Origin of the sequence: Mangrovibrevibacter kandeliae (genome assembly GCF_024519155.1) — a bacterium.
Classification (GTDB): domain Bacteria; phylum Pseudomonadota; class Alphaproteobacteria; order Rhizobiales; family Rhizobiaceae; genus Mangrovibrevibacter; species Mangrovibrevibacter kandeliae.
This window is the reverse complement of record NZ_JANIFJ010000001.1, coordinates 90,859-109,265: the sequence shown is the minus strand read 5'-3', so window position 1 is coordinate 109,265 and position 18,407 is coordinate 90,859. Positions and strand designations below refer to the sequence as shown.

Annotated in this window: 18 protein-coding genes, 1 tRNA gene and 1 riboswitch; of the genes, 12 read left to right on the top strand and 7 right to left on the bottom strand. The window is 69.2% G+C overall.

Annotated features, from left to right (window positions below; translation table 11 throughout):
- The first annotated feature begins 279 nt into the window (after positions 1–279).
- The 8 genes from NPA30_RS00480 (at position 280) to NPA30_RS00445 (ending at position 7,982) form a co-directional block, all read left to right on the top strand.
- On the top strand, positions 280–1,509 hold the full coding sequence (locus tag NPA30_RS00480; protein ID WP_256800357.1) for a branched-chain amino acid ABC transporter substrate-binding protein: 1,230 nt from the start codon (positions 280–282) through the stop codon (positions 1,507–1,509).
- A 76-nt stretch (positions 1,510–1,585) separates the two neighbouring features.
- Complete coding sequence (locus NPA30_RS00475) at positions 1,586–2,527, top strand: branched-chain amino acid ABC transporter permease (protein ID WP_256800355.1); 942 nt, start codon at positions 1,586–1,588, stop codon at positions 2,525–2,527.
- 1 nt (position 2,528) lies between these two features.
- The gene (locus NPA30_RS00470; RefSeq protein ID WP_256800354.1) at positions 2,529–3,806 is read left to right on the top strand and encodes a branched-chain amino acid ABC transporter permease; all 1,278 of its coding nucleotides are present in this window, start codon (positions 2,529–2,531) and stop codon (positions 3,804–3,806) included.
- The gene (locus NPA30_RS00465) at positions 3,803–4,567 is read left to right on the top strand and encodes an ABC transporter ATP-binding protein (RefSeq protein ID WP_256800353.1); all 765 of its coding nucleotides are present in this window, start codon (positions 3,803–3,805) and stop codon (positions 4,565–4,567) included. Before NPA30_RS00470 ends, NPA30_RS00465 begins: the two co-directional genes overlap by 4 nt.
- Positions 4,564–5,274 carry an ABC transporter ATP-binding protein gene (locus tag NPA30_RS00460; protein ID WP_256800352.1) on the top strand — a complete coding sequence of 237 codons (711 nt, stop codon included), beginning with the start codon at positions 4,564–4,566 and terminating at the stop codon, positions 5,272–5,274. Before NPA30_RS00465 ends, NPA30_RS00460 begins: the two co-directional genes overlap by 4 nt.
- Positions 5,275–5,308: 34 nt before the next feature.
- On the top strand, positions 5,309–6,097 hold the full coding sequence (locus NPA30_RS00455) for an SDR family oxidoreductase (protein ID WP_256800351.1): 789 nt from the start codon (positions 5,309–5,311) through the stop codon (positions 6,095–6,097).
- A gap of 21 nt (positions 6,098–6,118) precedes the next feature.
- Positions 6,119–7,051 carry a BKACE family enzyme gene (locus NPA30_RS00450; protein ID WP_256800350.1) on the top strand — a complete coding sequence of 311 codons (933 nt, stop codon included), beginning with the start codon at positions 6,119–6,121 and terminating at the stop codon, positions 7,049–7,051.
- Positions 7,052–7,073: 22 nt separating this feature from the next.
- Entirely contained in the window at positions 7,074–7,982 is a 909-nt protein-coding gene (locus NPA30_RS00445; protein ID WP_256800349.1) for an SDR family NAD(P)-dependent oxidoreductase, read from the top strand.
- Positions 7,983–8,031: 49 nt separating this feature from the next.
- Here the strand turns inward: NPA30_RS00445 and NPA30_RS00440 are convergent, their stop codons facing one another.
- From NPA30_RS00440 to NPA30_RS00430, 3 genes are all read right to left on the bottom strand, one after another.
- Positions 8,032–8,964 (bottom strand): 3-hydroxyacyl-CoA dehydrogenase NAD-binding domain-containing protein, encoded by a 933-nt coding sequence (locus tag NPA30_RS00440; protein WP_256800348.1) that lies wholly within the window; start codon positions 8,962–8,964, stop codon positions 8,032–8,034.
- A gap of 137 nt (positions 8,965–9,101) precedes the next feature.
- Positions 9,102–9,178, bottom strand: a tRNA-Arg gene (locus tag NPA30_RS00435).
- A gap of 74 nt (positions 9,179–9,252) precedes the next feature.
- Positions 9,253–9,894 (bottom strand): thiamine diphosphokinase, encoded by a 642-nt coding sequence (locus NPA30_RS00430; RefSeq protein WP_256800347.1) that lies wholly within the window; start codon positions 9,892–9,894, stop codon positions 9,253–9,255.
- Positions 9,895–10,027: 133 nt separating this feature from the next.
- A riboswitch (TPP riboswitch) is annotated at positions 10,028–10,137 on the top strand.
- Positions 10,138–10,188: 51 nt separating this feature from the next.
- On the opposite strand from NPA30_RS00430, the gene thiB reads away from it, so the two are divergent.
- The 4 genes from thiB (at position 10,189) to NPA30_RS00410 (ending at position 15,352) form a co-directional block, all read left to right on the top strand.
- On the top strand, positions 10,189–11,208 hold the full coding sequence (gene thiB, locus NPA30_RS00425) for a thiamine ABC transporter substrate binding subunit (RefSeq protein WP_256800346.1): 1,020 nt from the start codon (positions 10,189–10,191) through the stop codon (positions 11,206–11,208).
- A 13-nt stretch (positions 11,209–11,221) separates the two neighbouring features.
- On the top strand, positions 11,222–12,841 hold the full coding sequence (gene thiP, locus NPA30_RS00420; RefSeq protein ID WP_372338717.1) for a thiamine/thiamine pyrophosphate ABC transporter permease: 1,620 nt from the start codon (positions 11,222–11,224) through the stop codon (positions 12,839–12,841).
- Entirely contained in the window at positions 12,838–13,569 is a 732-nt protein-coding gene (gene thiQ, locus NPA30_RS00415; protein ID WP_256800345.1) for a thiamine ABC transporter ATP-binding protein, read from the top strand. The genes thiP and thiQ overlap by 4 nt, the downstream gene beginning before the upstream one ends.
- A gap of 214 nt (positions 13,570–13,783) precedes the next feature.
- Positions 13,784–15,352, top strand: coding sequence for a M48 family metalloprotease (locus tag NPA30_RS00410; protein WP_256800344.1), 1,569 nt, complete (start codon positions 13,784–13,786; stop codon positions 15,350–15,352).
- 99 nt (positions 15,353–15,451) lie between these two features.
- On the opposite strand, the gene NPA30_RS00405 is transcribed toward NPA30_RS00410, so the two are convergent.
- From NPA30_RS00405 to NPA30_RS00390, 4 genes are all read right to left on the bottom strand, one after another.
- The gene (locus NPA30_RS00405; RefSeq protein WP_256800343.1) at positions 15,452–16,318 is read right to left on the bottom strand and encodes an RNA polymerase factor sigma-32; all 867 of its coding nucleotides are present in this window, start codon (positions 16,316–16,318) and stop codon (positions 15,452–15,454) included.
- A 311-nt stretch (positions 16,319–16,629) separates the two neighbouring features.
- Positions 16,630–17,205 (bottom strand): CarD family transcriptional regulator, encoded by a 576-nt coding sequence (locus NPA30_RS00400; protein WP_256800342.1) that lies wholly within the window; start codon positions 17,203–17,205, stop codon positions 16,630–16,632.
- A 359-nt stretch (positions 17,206–17,564) separates the two neighbouring features.
- Positions 17,565–17,903: a ferredoxin FdxA gene (gene fdxA / locus NPA30_RS00395; protein ID WP_256800341.1), complete on the bottom strand. Its 339-nt coding sequence runs from the start codon at positions 17,901–17,903 to the stop codon at positions 17,565–17,567.
- Between the two features lie 202 nt (positions 17,904–18,105).
- Positions 18,106–18,405, bottom strand: a complete 300-nt coding sequence (locus NPA30_RS00390) for an RNA-binding S4 domain-containing protein (RefSeq protein ID WP_256800340.1) — start codon at positions 18,403–18,405, stop codon at positions 18,106–18,108.
- Positions 18,406–18,407 lie beyond the last annotated feature (2 nt).

The window sequence follows — 18,407 nt, the reverse complement described above, 5'->3', positions numbered from 1 at the left end:
CGGTCTGCAGATCGTCCGGTCGCCATTGCTCGAACGGTCGGGGGTGCGGCGCGCGCCGGCCTTGATACACTGCCCCGGGGGGAACGTAAGTTCCATGATATGGGCCCGCCCTCCTCGGCAACCACCACGATGTTCAGCCGGAAAGTGAGATCACACATCAGATATCTTTACGACTGACGATGATGTGGTAGTCTTGCCTCGCTGCCCGGAGGAGGGCCGCCTCCCCACGCGGGAGAGGCGGCAGCGGCAGCGGACAGGGAACTCTGGGAGGAGACCACCGTGCATCGCCTTGCTTTTCTCGCGGCAGCGTCAGCTGTCGCCCTTGCCGCGCCCGCGCAGGCCGAACCGCTGAAGATCGGCATCATCGAGAGCCTGTCGGGCGCGCAGACCTCGACCGGGCGCCTCTACGCCAACGCCGTCGAGTACGGCGTCGACCAGATCAACAAGGCCGGCGGCTTCAACGGGGAGCCGGTGCAGGTCACCGAGTACGACAATGCCGGCGGCGCGCCGGAAGCGGCCGACAAGTTCCGCCAGGCCGTCGCCGACGGCGTCGACATCATCTTCCAGGGCGCCTCGTCGGCGATCGCCGGCCAGCTGACCGAGGACGTGCGCAAGCACAACATCCGCAATGCCGGCCACGAGGTGATGTTCATCAATCTCGGCGGCGAAGCGATGGAACTGACCGGCGAGAAGTGCCAGTTCTACCACTTCCGCTTCACCACGACCGCGCCGATGCGCGTGAACGCGCTGGTGAACGCGATGAAGGCGGACGGAGACCTTGGCACCAAGGTCTACTCGATCAACCAGAACTACTCCTGGGGCCAGGACATGCAGAAGGCGGTCGAGGCCGCCGCCGACACCGGCGGCTACGAGGTCGTCGGCGAGGTCCTGCACGACGTCAACAAGATCCAGGACTTCGCGCCCTTCGTGGCGCGCATCAAGGCCGCCGCTCCCGACACCGTCTTCACCGGCAACTGGTCGAACGACCTCCTGCTCCTGATGAAGGCCACCGGCGACGCCGGGCTCGACGTCACCTTCGCGACCGCCTTCCTCGACCAGCCCGGCAACATCGCCAATGCCGGCAAGACCGCGATCGGCCACTACATCGCCAACAACTACGACAACGCCGCCAGCGACGGCAAATTCGCCGAGGACTACAAGGCGGCGACCGGCCACTATCCGATCTTCGTCGAGGGGCATTCCGCCTTCGCGCTGGCGCAGTTGAAGCAGGCGCTCGACACGCTCGACTTCGGCGGCGGCGAGATCGACGTGACCAAGATCGCGCTCGCGCTGGAAGACTCGACCTATGACAGCCCGGTCGGGCCGAGCTCGGTGCGCAAGGCGGACCATCAGACGATCCGCCCGGTGGTCGTCTCGAAGGTGGTCGAGAACCCGAAATATCCGGCCGACGACACCGACATGGGGTTCCAGACGGTGAAGGTCGTTCCCGGCGAGGACGCGATCTATCCGGTGCAGGACAGCTGCCAGATGAAGCGTCCGGGCGAATAGCCGGCCTGTCCTGCGGATCCGGCCGGACATCGCTCCGGCCGGCGACCGCTGCACGATCCTGTGCGGGAAGCCCTCGATGGAATTTGCGATCGTCTCCACGCTCAACGGCGTGACCTACGGCCTGTTGCTGTTCATGGTCTCGGCCGGATTGACGCTGATCTTCGGCATGATGGGCGTCCTGAACTTCGCCCATGCCTCCTTCTACATGCTCGGCGCGTACGTCGCCTATGCGGTGTCGTCGGCCTTCGGCTTTCTGGCCGGGCTGGTGGTGGCGCCGATCCTCGTCGGCATCGTCGGCATGCTGGTCGAGCGCTTCCTGCTGCCGCGCGTCCACGCCCACGGCCACGCCCACGAGCTGCTGCTGACCTTCGGCCTGGCGCTGATCATCGAGGAGCTGATCAAGCTGTTCTTCGGCGACTTCCCGGTGAACTACCAGATGCCGGGTGACCTGCGCTTCTCCGCCTTCACGATCTTCGGCAGCGACTATCCCTTCTACCGCCTGTTCATCGGCGGCATGGCGGTGGTGATGTTCGCCCTTCTCTGGCTGCTCCTGACGCGGACCCGCACCGGCATCGTCGTGCGGGCCGCCGAGCGTCTGCCCGCGATGGCCGAGGCGCTGGGGCACAACATCCCCGTGGTCTTCATGGCCGTCTTCGGCACCGGCGCGGCGCTGGCGGGCCTTGCGGGTGCGGTGGCGGGCGCGTTCTACCCGACCAATCCCAACATGGGGATCGAGCTCGGGGTGATCGTCTTCGTGGTGGTGGTGGTCGGCGGCCTCGGCTCGCTCAAGGGCTCGCTCCTCGCCTCGCTGCTGATCGGCCTCTTCTCCTCGTTCGCCGTCGGCCTCGACTGGTCGCTGGCGGGTCTGTTCGGGCTCGTCGGGCTCGGCGACTGGGCCCGCGCCATCGGCGGTCTGATGACGCTGAAGCTGTCTTCCGTCAGCGCCACCATCCCGTTCGCGCTGATGCTCCTCGTTCTTCTGGTGCGGCCGGCGGGCCTGATGGGCGAGCGCAACTGACATGGGGTCCATGCGCATCCTCGCCCTTCTCGCCGTGCTGCTGGCGCTCCTGATCGCCGTGCCGCCCTTCCTCGACCTGTCCTGGCAGAACGCCCTGGTGAACGTGCTGATCGCCAGCCTCTTCGCCCTCGCCTTCAACCTCCTCGCCGGACAGGCGGGCCTCCTCTCCTTCGGCCACGCCGCCTATTTCGGCATCGGCGCCTTCGCGGCGCTGCATCTGATGATCGCCGTGGAGGACGGGCTCGCCTTCCCGACCCCGCTCCTGCCGCTCGCCGGCGCCGCGGCCGGATTCCTCGCGGGGCTGGTCGCCGGCTATTTCGCGACGATGCGCTCCGGCGTCTATTTCGCCCTCGTGACGCTCGCCATCGCCGAGCTGCTCCACTCGCTGGCGCCGCATCTTGCCGGCACCTTCGGCGGCGAGGCCGGCATCTCCTCGATGCGCATGCCCTGGCAGGGCATCGTCTTCGGCTCGATGCTCGAGGTGTACTACCTGACGCTCGGCTGGGTGATGCTCTGCGGCCTCGGGCTCTGGGCCTACACCCGCACGCCCTTCGGCCGGCTGACGCTGGCGCTGCGCGACAACGAGCAGCGGGTGCTCTTCCTCGGCTATGACGCCCACCGCGCCAAGGTCGTCGTCTTCGCCATCTCCGCGATGGCGTCCGGCGTCGCCGGGTCGCTGCTGGCGATCTCCAACGAGACGGCGAACTACTCGCTGTTTGCGACCGACGTCTCGGCGCAGGTGGTGCTGCAGACCTTCGTCGGCGGCTCCACCGTCTTCTTCGGCCCGGTGATCGGCGCGACGCTCTTCACGCTGTTCTCCTTCCTGATCTCCGACCTGACGCGATCCTGGGTGTTCTACCAGGGGCTGATCTTCGTCCTGGTGATGCTCTTTGCCCCGACCGGGATCGGCGGCATCCTCTACGAACTCGTCCGGCACCGCCGGCAGCTCGACTGGTCGCGGCTGGCCTGGCCCGCCCTGCAGTCGATCCTCGGTGGGCTGCTGCTCGCCGGCGGCATCGTCTATCTCACCGAGACGGCGGCGGTCCTGTTCGGTCAGGACTACGCCATGCGGCGATCGGGCGCCGCCGGCGCTCTGCCGCCATACGAGCTCTTCGGCATCGGCTGGGAGCCTGCCGGCGTCCTCACCTGGCTGCTGCCGGCCGTCCTCCTGCTCGGCGGCGGCGGGCTGCTCGTCGCGGGCCGTCGGCAGATCGACGGGGTGCGGGGCCGACGGAGTGCCCCGGCGGCGGATGCCGCTCCGCTCGGAGGTACGCCATGAGCCCGACGACGAACCCGCCGGCGTTGCGGCTCGCCGCGGTCAGCAAGTCGTTCGGCCCGATCGACGTGCTGCAGAAGCTCGACCTCGACATCGCGCCGGGCGAGCGCCACGCGGTGATCGGCCCGAACGGCGCCGGGAAGTCCACCCTTTTCAACCTTATCTCCGGCCTGTTCGCGCCCTCGTCCGGCGACATCGCACTCAACGGGCGGAGCATCGCCGGCCTGTCGCCGCACCGCATCAACCGGGCGGGGCTGGCACGCTCCTTCCAGATCACCAACATCTTCCACCGCCTCAGCGTGTTCGAGAACGTGCGGATCGGCGTCTTGGCGCGCCACCGCGTGCGCTACGGCCTGTTCCGCTCGGTGGCGCACATGCGCGCGGTGAACGAGGAGAGCGCGGCCGTGCTTGCCCGTGTCGGCCTAGAGCCGCGCGCCGACACGCTCGCCGGCGATCTGACCTATTCGGAGCAGCGCGCCCTCGAGATCGGGATGACGCTCACCACCGGTGCCGAGGTGATCCTCCTGGACGAGCCGACCGCCGGCATGTCGCGCGAGGAGACTGCGCAGGCGGCCGAGCTGATCCGCTCCGTCACCGCGGGCAAGACGCTGCTGATGGTCGAGCACGACATGAGTGTCGTCTTCAGCCTCTGCGACCGGGTGTCGGTGCTGGTCTATGGCAGCATCCTCGCCACCGACACGCCCGAGCGCATCAGCGCCAACCGGGCGGTGCAGGAAGCCTATCTCGGCGAGGAGACGTCATGAGCCTGCTCGAGGTGCGCGGGCTGCACGCCCACTACGGCAAGAGCCACATCCTGCACGGCATCGACATGGAGGTGCCGCAAGCCACCATCGTCTCGCTCCTCGGCCGCAATGGCTCGGGCCGCTCGACGCTCCTGAAGGCGATGATGGGCCTCGTGCCGCCGACCGCAGGAACGGTGACGCTCGACGGCACCCAGCTCGCCGGCCGGCGGCCCTTCGACATCTGCCGCAAGGGCATCGGGTACGTGCCGGAGGAGCGGCTGGTCTTTCCCAACCTGACGGTCGAGGAAAATCTCGCGATGGGCAGCCAGAAGGGCGCCGCCGGCGCGCCGCGCTGGTCGATCGAGGAGATGTACGCGTACTTTCCACGCCTGAAGGAGCGGCGCGCCATCCGGGCCGGCTACCTCTCCGGCGGCGAGCAGCAGATGCTGACCATCTGCCGCTCGCTGCTCGGCAATCCGCGGGTGCTTCTGATCGACGAGCCGACGGAGGGCCTCGCCCCGCGCATCGTCGACGTCGTGATGGAGGTGATCCTCGACATCGGCCGGCGCGGCGTTGCGGTCGTGCTGGTGGAGCAGAAGCTGACGATCGCCCTCAAGGTCGCCGAAGAGGTCATGGTGATGGGCCATGGCGAACTCGTCTTCCGGGGCTCGCCCGCCGAACTCGACGCAGCGCCGCAGGTGCGGCGCAACTGGCTGGAAGTGGCCTGACGTGCCACTCCGCGAACCTACCGACGGACAGCCCATGAGCATGATCGAACGGATGCGCCCGCGTCCCAATCTGCGGGTGCTGGTCACCGCCGGCGCCTCCGGCATCGGCGCGGCGATCGCCGAAGCCTTTCTCCAAGCCGATGCGAAGGTGATGATCTGCGACATCGACGAGGCTGCCCTCGCCGCCTTCGCGGCCAGACACCCCAGGGTCGAGGCGCTGCGCGCCGACGTCTCCGACGCGGCAGAGGTCGACGCCCTGTTCGATGCCGCGAGCGACCGGTTGGGCGGGCTCGACGTTCTCGTCAACAATGCCGGGATCGCCGGTCCGACCGGTGCGATCGACGCTGTCCCGCTCGACGAGATCCGCCGCACGCTCGACATCGACCTGATGGGCCCGTTCCTCGTGCTGCGCCGCGCCGCGCCGCTGCTGCGTCGGAGCGAGGCGGGTGCCATCGTCAACATCTCCTCGGTCGCCGGGCGGCTCGGTTATGCGCTGCGCACCCCTTATTCCGCCGCAAAGTGGGGCATCGTCGGCCTCACCGCGAGCCTTGCCAAGGAGATGGGGCCCGACGGCATCCGGGTGAACGCCATCCTGCCCGGCGTGGTGCGCGGCGCGCGCATCGAGGGCGTCATCCGCGAGCGGGCCGCGGCCTCCGGGCGGAGCTACGAGGACATGGAGGCGCAGTACCTCGCCAACATTTCGCTGCGCCGGATGGTCGAGCCGGAGGACGTCGCCGGCCTCGCGCTGTTCCTCTGTTCGCCGGCGGGCGCCAACATTTCCGGCCAGGCGATCAGCGTCTGCGGCAACGTCGAAACCATCTGAGCCGCCGAGAGGAAGAAGACCGTGGCAAGCCCCCGCAAAGTCATCATCACCTGCGCCATCACCGGCGGCATCCACACGCCCAGCATGTCGCCGCACCTGCCGGTCACGCCGGACGAGATCACCGAGCAGGCGCTGGAGGCGGCGAAGGCCGGGGCGGCGATCCTGCACCTGCACGCCCGCGACCCGCAGGACGGACGACCGACGCAGGACCCGGCGGCCTTCGCCGCCTTCCTGCCGCGCATCAAGCAGGCGAGCGACGCGGTGATCAACCTCACCACAGGCGGCAGCCCGGTGATGACCGTCGAGGAACGCCTGCAGCCGGCGAAGACCTTTCAGCCGGAGGTCGCCTCGCTCAACATGGGATCGATGAATTTCGGCCTGTTCCCGATGCTCGGCCGTTATGCTGAGTTCCAGCACGACTGGGAGCCGGCCTATCTGGAAAAGACCCGCGACACCGTCTTCCGCAACACCTTCAAGGACATCGAGCACATCCTCGAAACCTGTTCCGGGAACGGCACGCGCTTCGAGTTCGAGTGCTACGACATCGGTCACCTCTATACGCTCGCGCATTTCCTCGACCGCGGCCTCGTGAAGGCGCCGCTGTTCGTGCAGTCGGTGTTCGGCATCCTCGGCGGCATCGGCACGCATGCCGAGGACGTGGCGCACATGCGCCGCACCGCTGACCGGCTGTTCGGCGGCGACTATGTCTGGTCGGTGCTCGGCGCCGGACGGCACCAGCTGCCGATCACCACGATGGCCGCGGCGATGGGCGGCAATGTCCGGGTCGGACTGGAGGACTCGCTCTGGAACGGCCCCGGCCAGCTGGCCGGGTCGAATGCCGCACAGGTGCGGCGCATCCGGCAGGTGCTGGACGGCCTCGGGCTGGAGGTTGCGTCCCCGACGGAAGCCCGCGAACTGTTGTCGCTCAAAGGCGGCGACCGGGTGAACTTCTGAGCGCCGGAACTGGAGACGATGCATGACGAGTGAATTCGAAGGGCGCGTGGCGATCGTCACGGGCGCCGGCGCCGGGCTCGGCCGCTCCCACGCCCTGGCGCTGGCGGAAGCGGGCGCGCGGGTCGTCGTCAACGACATCGCCGGCCCGGATGGGGCCGCCGGCGAAGCCGCACTGTCCGTCGTCCGCGAGATCGAAGCGCTCGGCGGCGAGGCCGTCGCCGAACCCGCCGACGTCTCCCGCTTCGCCGAGGTCGAGGCCATGGCCGAGCGCGTGGTCGCACGCTGGGGCCGGATCGACATCCTCGTCAACAATGCCGGCATCCTGCGCGACCGGTCCTTCGCCAAGATGGAGATGACGGACTTCGACGCCGTTGTCGCCGTCCACCTCACCGGATCGGCGAACTGCTGCCGCGCGGTCTGGGAGACGATGCGGCAGCAGGGCTACGGGCGGATCGTGCTCACCACCTCCTGCTCCGGCCTCTACGGCAATTTCGGCCAGGCCAACTACGCCGCGGCCAAGACCGGCATGATCGGCCTGATGACGACGCTGCAGCAGGAGGGCGAAAAGCATGGCATTCGCGTCAACTGCCTCTCGCCGCTCGCGACGACGGGCATGACCGAGGGCCTGTTCGCGGCCGGCGACGCCGCCCTTCTCACGCCGGAGGCGGTCTCTCCGGCGGTCGTCTACATGGCCTCGCAGGAGGCGCCGGAAAAGACGATCATCGGCGCCGGCGCCGGCGCCTACACCGTGGTGCACGTGGTCGAGACGGCGGGGGTGTACCTGCCGCCCGGCGCCCGCACGCCCGCCGACTTCAGCGCCGCCTTCGCGCAGATGAGCGACCTGTCCACCGCCCGGTCCTTCGCGACCGGCTTCGACCAGGGCGGTGGCTTCATCGAGGCCGTCAACCGCGAGCGCGTCGCGACCGCCTGAGGACTGGCGCGACGGGACGCTTCGAGCGACGCCGTCGCGGCTTCGACCGTCACGGCTCGCGGTCGAGGCGGCGGGCCGCAAGCACCCTGCGCAGCCGGATGTCGCGGTCCTCGACCAGCGCCCGCACCGGGCGGCCGGCATAGGAGCGCTCCACCGCCTCCGTCACGCGCGCCTGGACGCCGGCATCGGGAACCGGGCTCCCGAGGTCGCCCCAGAGGCGCTCCTGCATCGGCGCGAACATCTCCCAGAAGCCTGCCATGCCGCGCTCGCCCCCGGCGAGATGGTAGGTGAGGAACGGCCCCATCAGCGCCCAGCGCAGGCCCGGGCCCTCGCTCACCGCCCGGTCGATGTCCTCGGCGGAGGCGACGCCGCTCTCGAGGAGGTGGACCGCCTCGCGGAAGATCGCGGCCTGCAGCCGATTGGCGACGTGGCCGTAGAGCTCCTTGTTCAACCGGATCGGCACCTTGCCGACGCGGCCGTAGAAGGCTTCGGCGGTGGCGAGAGCGGTCTCCCGCGTTGCTTCCCCGCCCGCCACTTCCACCAGCGGCACGAGATGCGGCGGATTGAAGGGATGGCCGAGGACCACCCGGCCCGGATCGGCGCAGGCGCTCTGCATGGCGGTGACGGAGATCGCCGACGAGCTCGAAGCGATCACGGCGTGCGCCGGCGCCGCGGCATCGATGCGGCGCATCAGCTCGATCTTGGCGTCCTGCCGCTCGATGGCGTTCTCCTGGACGAAGTCGGCCGCCGCGCAGGCCGCCGCGAGATCGGACGCGAAGCGCAGGGTCCCGCGCTCGCCCCGGGCGAGGACGGCATCCGGAAGCGAGGGCCAGAACCGCTCGACCGCCGCACTCAGCTCGGCCTCGGCCCCCTCGCGGATGTCGGTCGCCATCACGTCGAATCCATGCGCCAGAAACAGGCAGGACCAGCTCGCGCCGATGATCCCGGTTCCAACGACTGCGACCGTTCGGATCTCTTGCAAGGTGCTCTCCGTCGTTCCCCTGGCGACTCACCCGAGTGTATCAGGCGCAGTCGGGACTCGCGGGCACGATCTGGGCGAGCGCTGCCCGGACAGCCCGTGAACATCCTTCGGGCGTGACCTGAGCAGATCGAGGACAATGGTGATCCCGACTGGATTCGAACCAGTGACCCTCAGATTAGGAATCTGATGCTCTATCCTGCTGAGCTACGGGACCACGCGCGCGCACCCTAGTCGAAAGCCTCTCATGAGCCAAGCGCGACGGCGGCCGGGACAGGCGCAGGGGCCGCCTCACATCGCCTCCTCCGGCTCCTGCACGACGACGATCGCCTCGCCCCGCCGCGCATGGATCTCGATCGCCCCGAGCGCCTCGTTCGACAGCGTGAGGATCGAATGCGGCGGCACGCTCACCTCCGTCAGCGGCCACTTCGCGCCGGCGATCGTCAGGCCGTCGAGATCGCCGAAGTGCAGGACCGAGAAGGTCTGCCCGGGCGAGAGCTCGAACCGCCGCCGTTCGTTGCCGAGCGGCCAGCCGGTCTCCTCCCCGCTCGCCAGCGTCACCGCGATGCCGCGCGCGGCATAGCGCAGCGCCAGGATCAGGTGCATGAAGGCGTGGTCGCTGCGCGGGCCACCGAAGGCGCCGACGAGGATCAGGCTTGTCGCGCCGCGCTCGATCGCCGCCTCGATGGCGAGTTCGCCGTCGGTGCGATCCTTGTCGCGTGGAAAGATCCGGCGCTCGACGGGCGGCAGCAGGGCGGCCAGCGCCGGCGGCATCGAATCGAAGTCGCCGACCCAGAGCTCCGGCGTCAGGCCGAGGGTCGCGGCATGGCGCATGCCCTCGTCCGCGGCGATGACGTGGCTGCCCGCGACGCGCGCCGCAAGGCGCGTCGTCGGGCGGATCGGACCGGCAAGGAGAATGGTGAAGCAGCTCATCTCAGCGGGGGTAGATCGCTTTGGGCGCGGAGGGAAGCCGGCGCGCCGCCAGCGCCGCCCTCGTGCCGCTTCGCCACCGCCAGCGGCCGGCCCGCGCCGGCTTGCCCTGCCGGGATGGCTCGCCTAAGTCAGGACTGCTCGCACGGGGTGCCATGGCCGTTCTGCCTTGGCTGAGAGGCATGCTGCCAACCCGCCGAACCTGATCCGGATCGTACCGGCGGAGGGATGGGAGCGGTCGCGGACCTCCAGGGAGCTTCGATCGCATCCCCCCTCCCCGACAGTGGAGGAAGACCGATGCGCCGCCCGACCCACACCGCCACCCTCGGCCTCGCCCTGGCCCTCCCGATTCTCGCCGGTGCGACGGCGCAGGCACAGGAGAAGCCCGTTCTGACCGTCTACACCTATGAGAGCTTCACGGCCGACTGGGGCCCGGGGCCCGAGGTCAAGCAGGGCTTCGAGGCGACCTGCGGCTGCACCCTGCGCTTCGTCGGGCTGGAGGATGGGGTCGCCATCCTCAACCGGCTGAAGCTCGAAGGCGCCTCAACGGATGCCGATGTCGTGCTCGGGCTCGACACCAGCCTCCTCGCCGAGGCGAAGGCGACGGGGCTGTTCGCCGAGAGCGGCGTCGACATGACCCCCGTCAGCGTGCCCGGCGGCTACAGCGACCCGGTCTTCGTGCCGTTCGACTATGGCTGGTTCGCCGTCGTCTACGACAGCGAGGTGATCAAGACCCCGCCGACGAGCCTCGAGGCCCTCGTCTCGGGTGACCCCGGCCAGAAGATCGCCATCGAGGACCCGCGCACCTCGACCCCCGGCCTCGGGCTCCTGCTCTGGATGAAGGCGGTCTACGGCGACGATGCCGCGGCGAAGTGGAAGCAGCTGTCCGGCCGCATCCTCACCGTCACCCCCGGCTGGAGCGAGGCCTATGGGCTCCTGACCAGCGGCGAGGCGCCGATGGTGCTGAGCTACACCACCTCGCCGGCCTACCACCTGATCGAGGAGAGCAGCGACCGCTACAAGGCGGCCGCCTTCTCCGAAGGGCACTACATCCAGGTCGAGGTCGCGGCCCGTACGGCCAAGTCGGACCAGCCCGATCTGGCGAGCCGGTTCCTGACCTATCTCGTCAGCCCCGATGTGCAGAACGTCCTGCCGACGACCAACTGGATGATGCCGGCCGCCCAGACCGACAAGCCCCTGCCCGCTGCCTTCGGCACCCTGGTGAAGCCGGAGAAGACGCTGATGCTCGATCCGCAGGCGGTCGCCGACCACCGGCGCGCTTGGACGGACGAGTGGCTGCAGGCGCTCGGCCGCTGACGGACGGCCGGCGGTGACGCGACGCGCGGATCGCGGCTGGCGCCTCGCGGCGGCCGCGACGGCAGGGATGTCGCTCGCGCTGTTCCTCGGGGGCGCGCTTGCCGCGCTCCTCGCGACGCCGGGGGTGCGCCTCGATCCCGTCGGCGTCCTCGCCGATCCCTACCTGCGCTCCGTCGTGCTGTTCACGCTCGAGCAGGCGAGCCTGTCGACGCTGCTGTCGGTCGCCGGCGCCCTGCCGCTGGCGCTGGCGCTGCATCGCACCCGGTTCGCCGGACGCGGCCTGCTGCTCCGGCTGTTCCTGCTGCCGCAGGCGCTGCCCGTGCTCGTCGGGGCGCTCGCCATCATCGCCGTCTGGGGCCGCAACGGCATCATGTCCAACGGGCTCGCCGGCCTCGGTCTGCCGCGGCTCGACGTCTACGGGCTGCCCGGCATCCTGATCGCGCACGTCTTCTTCAACCTGCCGCTCGCCACGCGCCTGATGGTGGCCGCGCTCGACGCGGTGCCGGCCGAAAGCTGGCGGCTCGCCGGGCAACTCGCCTTTCCGCCCGCGACCACCTTCCGGGTGATCGAATGGCCCGCGATCCGCCGGGCGCTGCCCGGCGCAGCGAGCCTCGTCTTCATGCTCTGCGCGACCTCGTTCACGCTCGTCCTGACGCTCGGCGGCGGCCCCGCCGCGACGACGCTCGAGGTCGCGATCTACCAGGCCTTGCGTTACGACTTCGATCCCGGGCGCGCGGTCGTCCTCGCCCTGGTGCAGGTCGTCCTGACGGGACTCGTCCTCGCGCTCCTCCTGCGCCTGAACACCGCTCCGGCCAACGGCTTCAGCCTCGGGCGCCGTCCGGTGCGCCATGACGGCCCGTCCCTCCCAGTCCGCACGGCGGCCATCGTGATCCTGAGCCTTGGCGGCGGCTTCGTCCTCTCGCCCTTCGCCGCGGTGGTGGCGCGCGGGCTGGCGGCGGACCTTCCGCGTCTCCTCGGGGAAGCGGCGGTGCAGGATGCGGCGCTGACGAGCCTCCTTGTCGCGACGGCCGCGGCCACGCTGGCGCTTGCGCTGTCGACGGCCTTGCTGCTCGCCGTCTACGCTCCGCGCGCCACCGCCGGCTCCGCGACCGCTCACTCCAGGGCGCGCCTCCTCGACCACGCCGGCGGGCTGGTGCTGGTGGTGCCGCCCGTGGTGATCGGCGCCGGCTGGTTCCTGGCGCTGCGGCAGGTCGCGGATGTCTTCGCCGCCGCCCCGGTCGTGGTTGTGGCGATCAACGCGGTGATGGCGATGCCCTTCGTCCTGCGCATCCTCGGCCCGGCGCTCGCGACCTCGGCTGCGCGCCACGACCGGCTGGCCGAGAGCCTCGGCCTCTACGGCCTCGCCCGGCTGCGCCACGTCGAATGGCCGGCCGTGCGCGGTCCGCTCGGGCTCGCCTTTGCCTTCGCGCTTGCGCTGTCCCTCGGCGATCTCGGTGCGGCCGCGTTGTTCGGCAGCGAGAACTTCACCACCCTGCCTCTGCTGCTGCTCAATCGCATGGGCAGCTATCGTACGGCCGACGCGGCCGGGCTCGCCTTGATCCTCGGGGTGTCGTGCCTGGCGCTGATGCTCTGCGCCGAGCGGGCCTTCGCGCCGCGGGAGAATGTCGCGTGAGCGCCGCCGCCCCGCCCGCACTTGTCTTCGACCGCGTCACCTTCGCCTACCAGGGCGCGGTGATGCGGTTCGATCTTGCGGTCCCGGCCGGCGAATGGCTGGCGATCATCGGGCCGAGCGGCGCCGGCAAGTCCACCCTCCTCGATCTCGCGGCCGGTTTCGTCGCGCCCGACGCGGGCCGCATCCGGATCGGTGATGCCGACGTCACGACGCTGCCGCCGTCCGAGCGGCCGGTGTCGTTCGTCTTTCAGGAGAACAACCTCTTCGCCCATCTGACGGCCGCCGAAAACGTCGCGCTCGGCCTCGCGCCGCGCCTGCGGCTGTCGCGCGCGGTCCGGGCGAAGGCCGGCGAGGCGCTGGCGGCCGTCGGCCTCGCGGGCTTCGAGCGGCGCCGGCCGGGCGAGATGTCGGGCGGCGAGCGGCAGCGTGTCGCCCTTGCCCGCGCATTCCTGCGCGATCGACCGCTGATTCTCCTCGACGAGCCCTTCGCCGCGCTGGGGCCAGCCCTGCGCCTGGAGATGCTGCACCTCCTGCAGAACCTGCGGGCGCGGAACGGCGCCCGACCGACGACGATCCTGATGGTCACCCACCAGCCCGAGGATGCACGCGGCTTCGCCGACCGCACCGCCTTCGTCGGCGAAGGGCAGATCCGGGCGCTCGGGCCGACCGCCGCGATCCTGTCGGGGGCCGACGACCCGGCCGTGGCCGCCTATCTCGGGCGCGCCTGATCTCGCCACGGCGGCACGCGGGAGGGTCGACCTCCGTCGGGCCGGCGACGCATTTCAGGCGGATTTCGCCGCTACCCGCGTCCATGGCGAAGGCGCGCGCCTGGCCGGAGCAGCCGATCCGCATTTTGCCGGCGGCTGTGGCGCAGCGACACTTTGAAGTCCGTGCGCGTTGGTCTAGGCATCGGGATCGTTGTTGACGGTGAGTGGGACGGGCATGGCGTCGACACCCTTGGGGGACGCACGCGAAACTTCTGGAGCGCAGAAGGCAGGGCGGGCGCCGCGGAGCGCCGCCGCGCCCGTGGCCGCGCTCGTCCTTCTTGCGGCCGCCCTGTCCGGCTGTACCTCACTCGGCGCCGGGCTCGAACAGGCTGCCGACGGCGTCGATCCCTCGCCGGTGCAGTCCGGCTACCTGCCGACGCCGCGCAACCCGGTCGATTTCGACACCGTGCGCGCCAACGACCCGCAGTCCTCGATCGGCCAGAGCCAGCATCCGAAGATTCTCGCGGCCTATGGCGGCGCCTATTCGGACACCAAGCTGGAGCAGACACTCGCCGGCATCGTCGGGCGGCTCGCCGAGGTGCCGGACGATCCCTCCCGCGCCTACTCGATCACGGTGCTGAATTCGCCCAACGTCAACGCCTTCGCGCTGCCGGGCGGCTATCTCTACGTGACGCGCGGGCTTCTGGCGCTGGCCAACGATTCGGCCGAGGTCGCCGCCGTCCTCGCCCACGAAATGGGGCACGTCACCGCCAATCATGGCATCGAGCGCCAGCAGCGCGAGCAGGCGGCCGAGCTTGCCGGCCGCGTCGTGTCGGAGGTGCTCGCCAGCGACAGTGCCGGCCAGGCCGCGCTGGCGCGCAGCCGTCTCAGCCTCGCCAGCTTCTCCCGCAACCAGGAGCTCCAGGCGGACGCGCTCGGCATCCGCCAGACCGGCCGTGCGGGCTACGATCCCTATGCCGCCGCCCGCTTCCTCAAGGCGATGGAGTCCTATTCGAACTTCCGCAACGCCTTCCAGGCGGAAAACCCGGATCTCGACTTCCTCGCCTCGCATCCGGCGGCGCCGCAGCGCATTGAGCTCGCCGAGCGCCATGCCCGCGTGTTCGGCCCGCCGGGCACCGGCATCACGGACCGTGACCGCTACCTTGCAGGCATCGACGGCATGCTGTTCGGCGATTCGGCCGCCGAGGGCTACGTGCGCGGACGGCGCTTCTTCCACCCCGGCCTCGGCATCACCTTCCAGGTGCCGGATGGGTTCGTCATCGACAACACTGCCGAGGCGGTGCTTGCGACCGGCCCCGGTGACGTCGCGATCCGCTTCGACGGCGTGGCGCTCCCCTCGAGCATGAGTCTCACCGACTACGTCAACAGCGGCTGGATCGGCGGGCTCGACAAGGCCAGCATCCGCCAGGAGAAGGTGGGGGACCTCGATGCGGTGACGGCGCGTGCCGCCGGCGGCGAATACGTGTTCGACGTCACGGTGATCCGCGTCGGCAACCAGGCCTACCGCTTCCTGACGGCGCTGCCGACCAGTGCCGCCCCGAGCCTCACGGCGACAGCCGAGACCGTCGGCCGCTCCTTCCGGCTGCTGACGCCGGCCGAGAAGGATGCGCTGAAGCCGCTGCGGATCCGCGTCGTCACCGCCAGGGCCGGTGACACGCAGACCTCCCTTTCGAACAAGATGCAGGGCGTCGACCGGGAGATCGAGATGTTCCGCCTCCTGAACGATCTCGACGAGTCGTCGCAGGTCAGAGCCGGCGAGAAGTACAAGATCGTCGCCGAGTGAGTCAGCCGGCGTCGGGGCCGAGCCGTCGCGGAAATACGAAGCGGCCCGGCATCGCCTGCCGGGCCGCTTCGCGTGTCCCGTACGTCGTCCGCGTCGTCGTCAGCTCACATAGGCGGCCTGATCCGGATTGGTCTGCAGCAGCGCGTTGCGCAGCTTCTCCAGCGCGCGGGTCTCGATCTGGCGCACCCGCTCCTTGGAGATGCCGAGCTTGCTGCCGAGCGCCTCCAGCGTCGCGCCGTCGTCCTGCAGCCGGCGCTCGCGAATGATCTTCAGCTCCCGCTCGGACAGGACGTCGAGCGCGCTGTGCAGCCAGTGCACCCGGCGCTCGTCGTCGATCGAGCTCGAGACCATCTCGTCCGGCAGCGGGTCGCTCGCGACGAGAAAGTCCTGCCGGTCGGCGCTGCCGGATTCGTCCTCGATCAGCGGCGCGTTGAGCGAAGAGTCCGGACCCGAAAGGCGCGAGTCCATCAGCGCGACGTCGCCTTCGGACACCTTCAGCGCGGTGGCGATCTCGCGATACATCGCGGTTCCGGACAGGCTCTCCGATCCCTGGCTGAGCCGCGCCCGGAGGCGGCGCAGGTTGAAGAACAGCGCCTTCTGTGCCGACGAGGTGCCGCCCCGCACGATCGACCAGTTGCGCAGGATGTAGTCCTGGATCGAAGCCCGGATCCACCAGGTGGCATAGGTCGAGAAGCGCACTTCCCGCTCCGGCTCGAAGCGCGCGGCCGCCTCGAGGAGGCCGACATGGCCCTCCTGGATCAGGTCGTTCATCGGCAGGCCGAAGTGCCGGAACTTCGAGGCCATCGAAATGACCAGGCGCATGTGTGCGGCGGTGATCTTGTGAAGCGCGTCCTGGTCCCGGTTCTCCTTCCACCGGACCGCAAGCTCGTACTCCTCTTCGCGCTGCAGATAAGGGGCGGCCATCGCGGCCCGGATCATCACACGACGCGCGGATTGGGATTTCATGTCTTGCCTCCGATGACGAACTCATTGCGGCACAGGCGTGCGAACGAAGCTGCGTCCGCGCGACGAGTGATGACGCAACGCGGCAGGAGCGCAGAACGTTCCCGGAGGGTGAAACTTTTTGGAGCGAAATAGAGAGCCGCGTCGAAACGACAAGGGGCAGGTGGCCGGCAGCTCGATGAGAGGGTTAGCATTAGCAGCTTCGCCAACCCGGGGATAGCCGGTGACCCGAACAAAAAATGCCGGCCCGCAAGGCGGACCGGCATCTCGTGCATTCATCCGGCGAGCCGCGCGGCGCGGCCCGCAGCTCGATCTCAGGCGGCTTCTTCCTGCTCGGCGTCCTCGTCGGTCTCCGCCGTCTTGGCACCGCGCTTCGGCCCCTTGTTGAGGTTCTGCTCGATCAGACGGACGGCTTCGGTCTCGGACACCGCATTCACGGCGGCGAGCTCGCGCGCCATGCGGCCGAGCGCCGCCTCGTAGAGCTGGCGCTCCGAGTAGGACTGCTCGGGCTGGCTCTCGGCGCGATAGAGGTCGCGGACCACCTCGGCGATTGCGATCAGGTCGCCGGAGTTGATCTTGGCGTCGTATTCCTGCGCGCGGCGGCTCCACATCGTGCGCTTCACGCGGGCGCGGCCCTGCACCACCTTCAGCGCGCGTTCGACGAAATCGGTCTCGGACAGCTTGCGCATGCCGACGGCCTCGGCCTTGGCGACCGGGACCTTGAGGCGCATCTTGTCCTTCTCGAAGTCGATCACGTAGAGTTCCAGGCGCAGCCCCGCAACTTCCTGCTCTTCGATCGCCACGATCTGGCCGACGCCGTGGGCAGGATAAACGATGCTCTCGCCGGTCTTGAAAGCCTGCCGCTGAGACGTCTTCTTCTGGCTGCTCATACGCTTGTCAAACTCCCTGTTGTGCCCGGCCGCCTCAGCCGCTAGACACTGACGGTGCGTCGCACCGCCGACCGCAACGAACTCCACCAAAGCGGAGCCACAGCCGCATCTCGAAGAGACCCGCTCAAGAACCGTAAGACCGGATAAAAGGGCTTGCCGCGACCACGTCGCCAAGCTAGCGGGAAACTGTCCTTTCGGATGATGCTTCGAGCGGCTCTGCCGGCCCGAAGGAGCTTTGTGCTCGACTGTGACAATAATGCTACCGCATCACAGCCGAAAATTCAAGGATTTCCTACTTGCCGCCGATGATGGCCCGCCTAACGATCCAGCGGGCGGATTTGCGGTGACGGGACGCCAGGTCAGTCGCCCTGGCCGCGCTCGGCAGAGAAGTACTTTTCGAACTTGCCCGTCTCGCCGTCGTGCTCCTTGGCATCGGCCGGCGCCTCACGCTTGATCGTGATGTTGGGCCACTTCTCGGCGTATTCCGCGTTGACCTGCAACCACTTGTCGAGGTTGGGCTCGGTGTCCGGCTTGATCGCTTCGGCCGGGCATTCGGGCTCGCAGACACCGCAATCGATGCATTCGTCCGGGTGAATGACGAGCATGTTCTCGCCCTCGTAGAAGCAGTCCACCGGACAGACCTCGACGCAATCCATGTACTTGCAGCGGATGCAGTTGTCGGTCACGACATAGGTCATTCGGTCATCCCCGGACTGAAACTGGGCGCGTGCTCGAGCGGCGGCCGCGTAAATAATTGGCCGCCCGAACCCGGGACGTAACCGGTCGTCCGGACCCTTTCAAGGGCAAAGCAGCGCGCCGACAGGGGCTCAAGCGGAATGTCATTCCCTGGGACAGATCGTCACGGCTTGGCGTTCGACCGCGAGGGCAGGCGCTCGGATCTCATGTCACCGCGGCATCGGCACCCGGTTCAGCGTCCGGAGCAACCGCGAGGTCCTCGTAGAGCAGCCGTGCCTCGGACGCGGGACCGCGCCGGGCGCCGCCATCGACGATCTTCAGCACGCGCACGCCCCCGTTCAGGCTGATCGTCAGAACGTCGCCAGGCCGCACGACGCGGGCGGCCTGGGTGACTTTGATCCGGTTGACGCGCACGCCGCCGGAGAGTGCGAGCTTCTGCGCAAGGCTGCGCGATTTCACCAGGCGCGCGAAGAACAGCCACTTGTCGATGCGCTGCTCGTTCACGC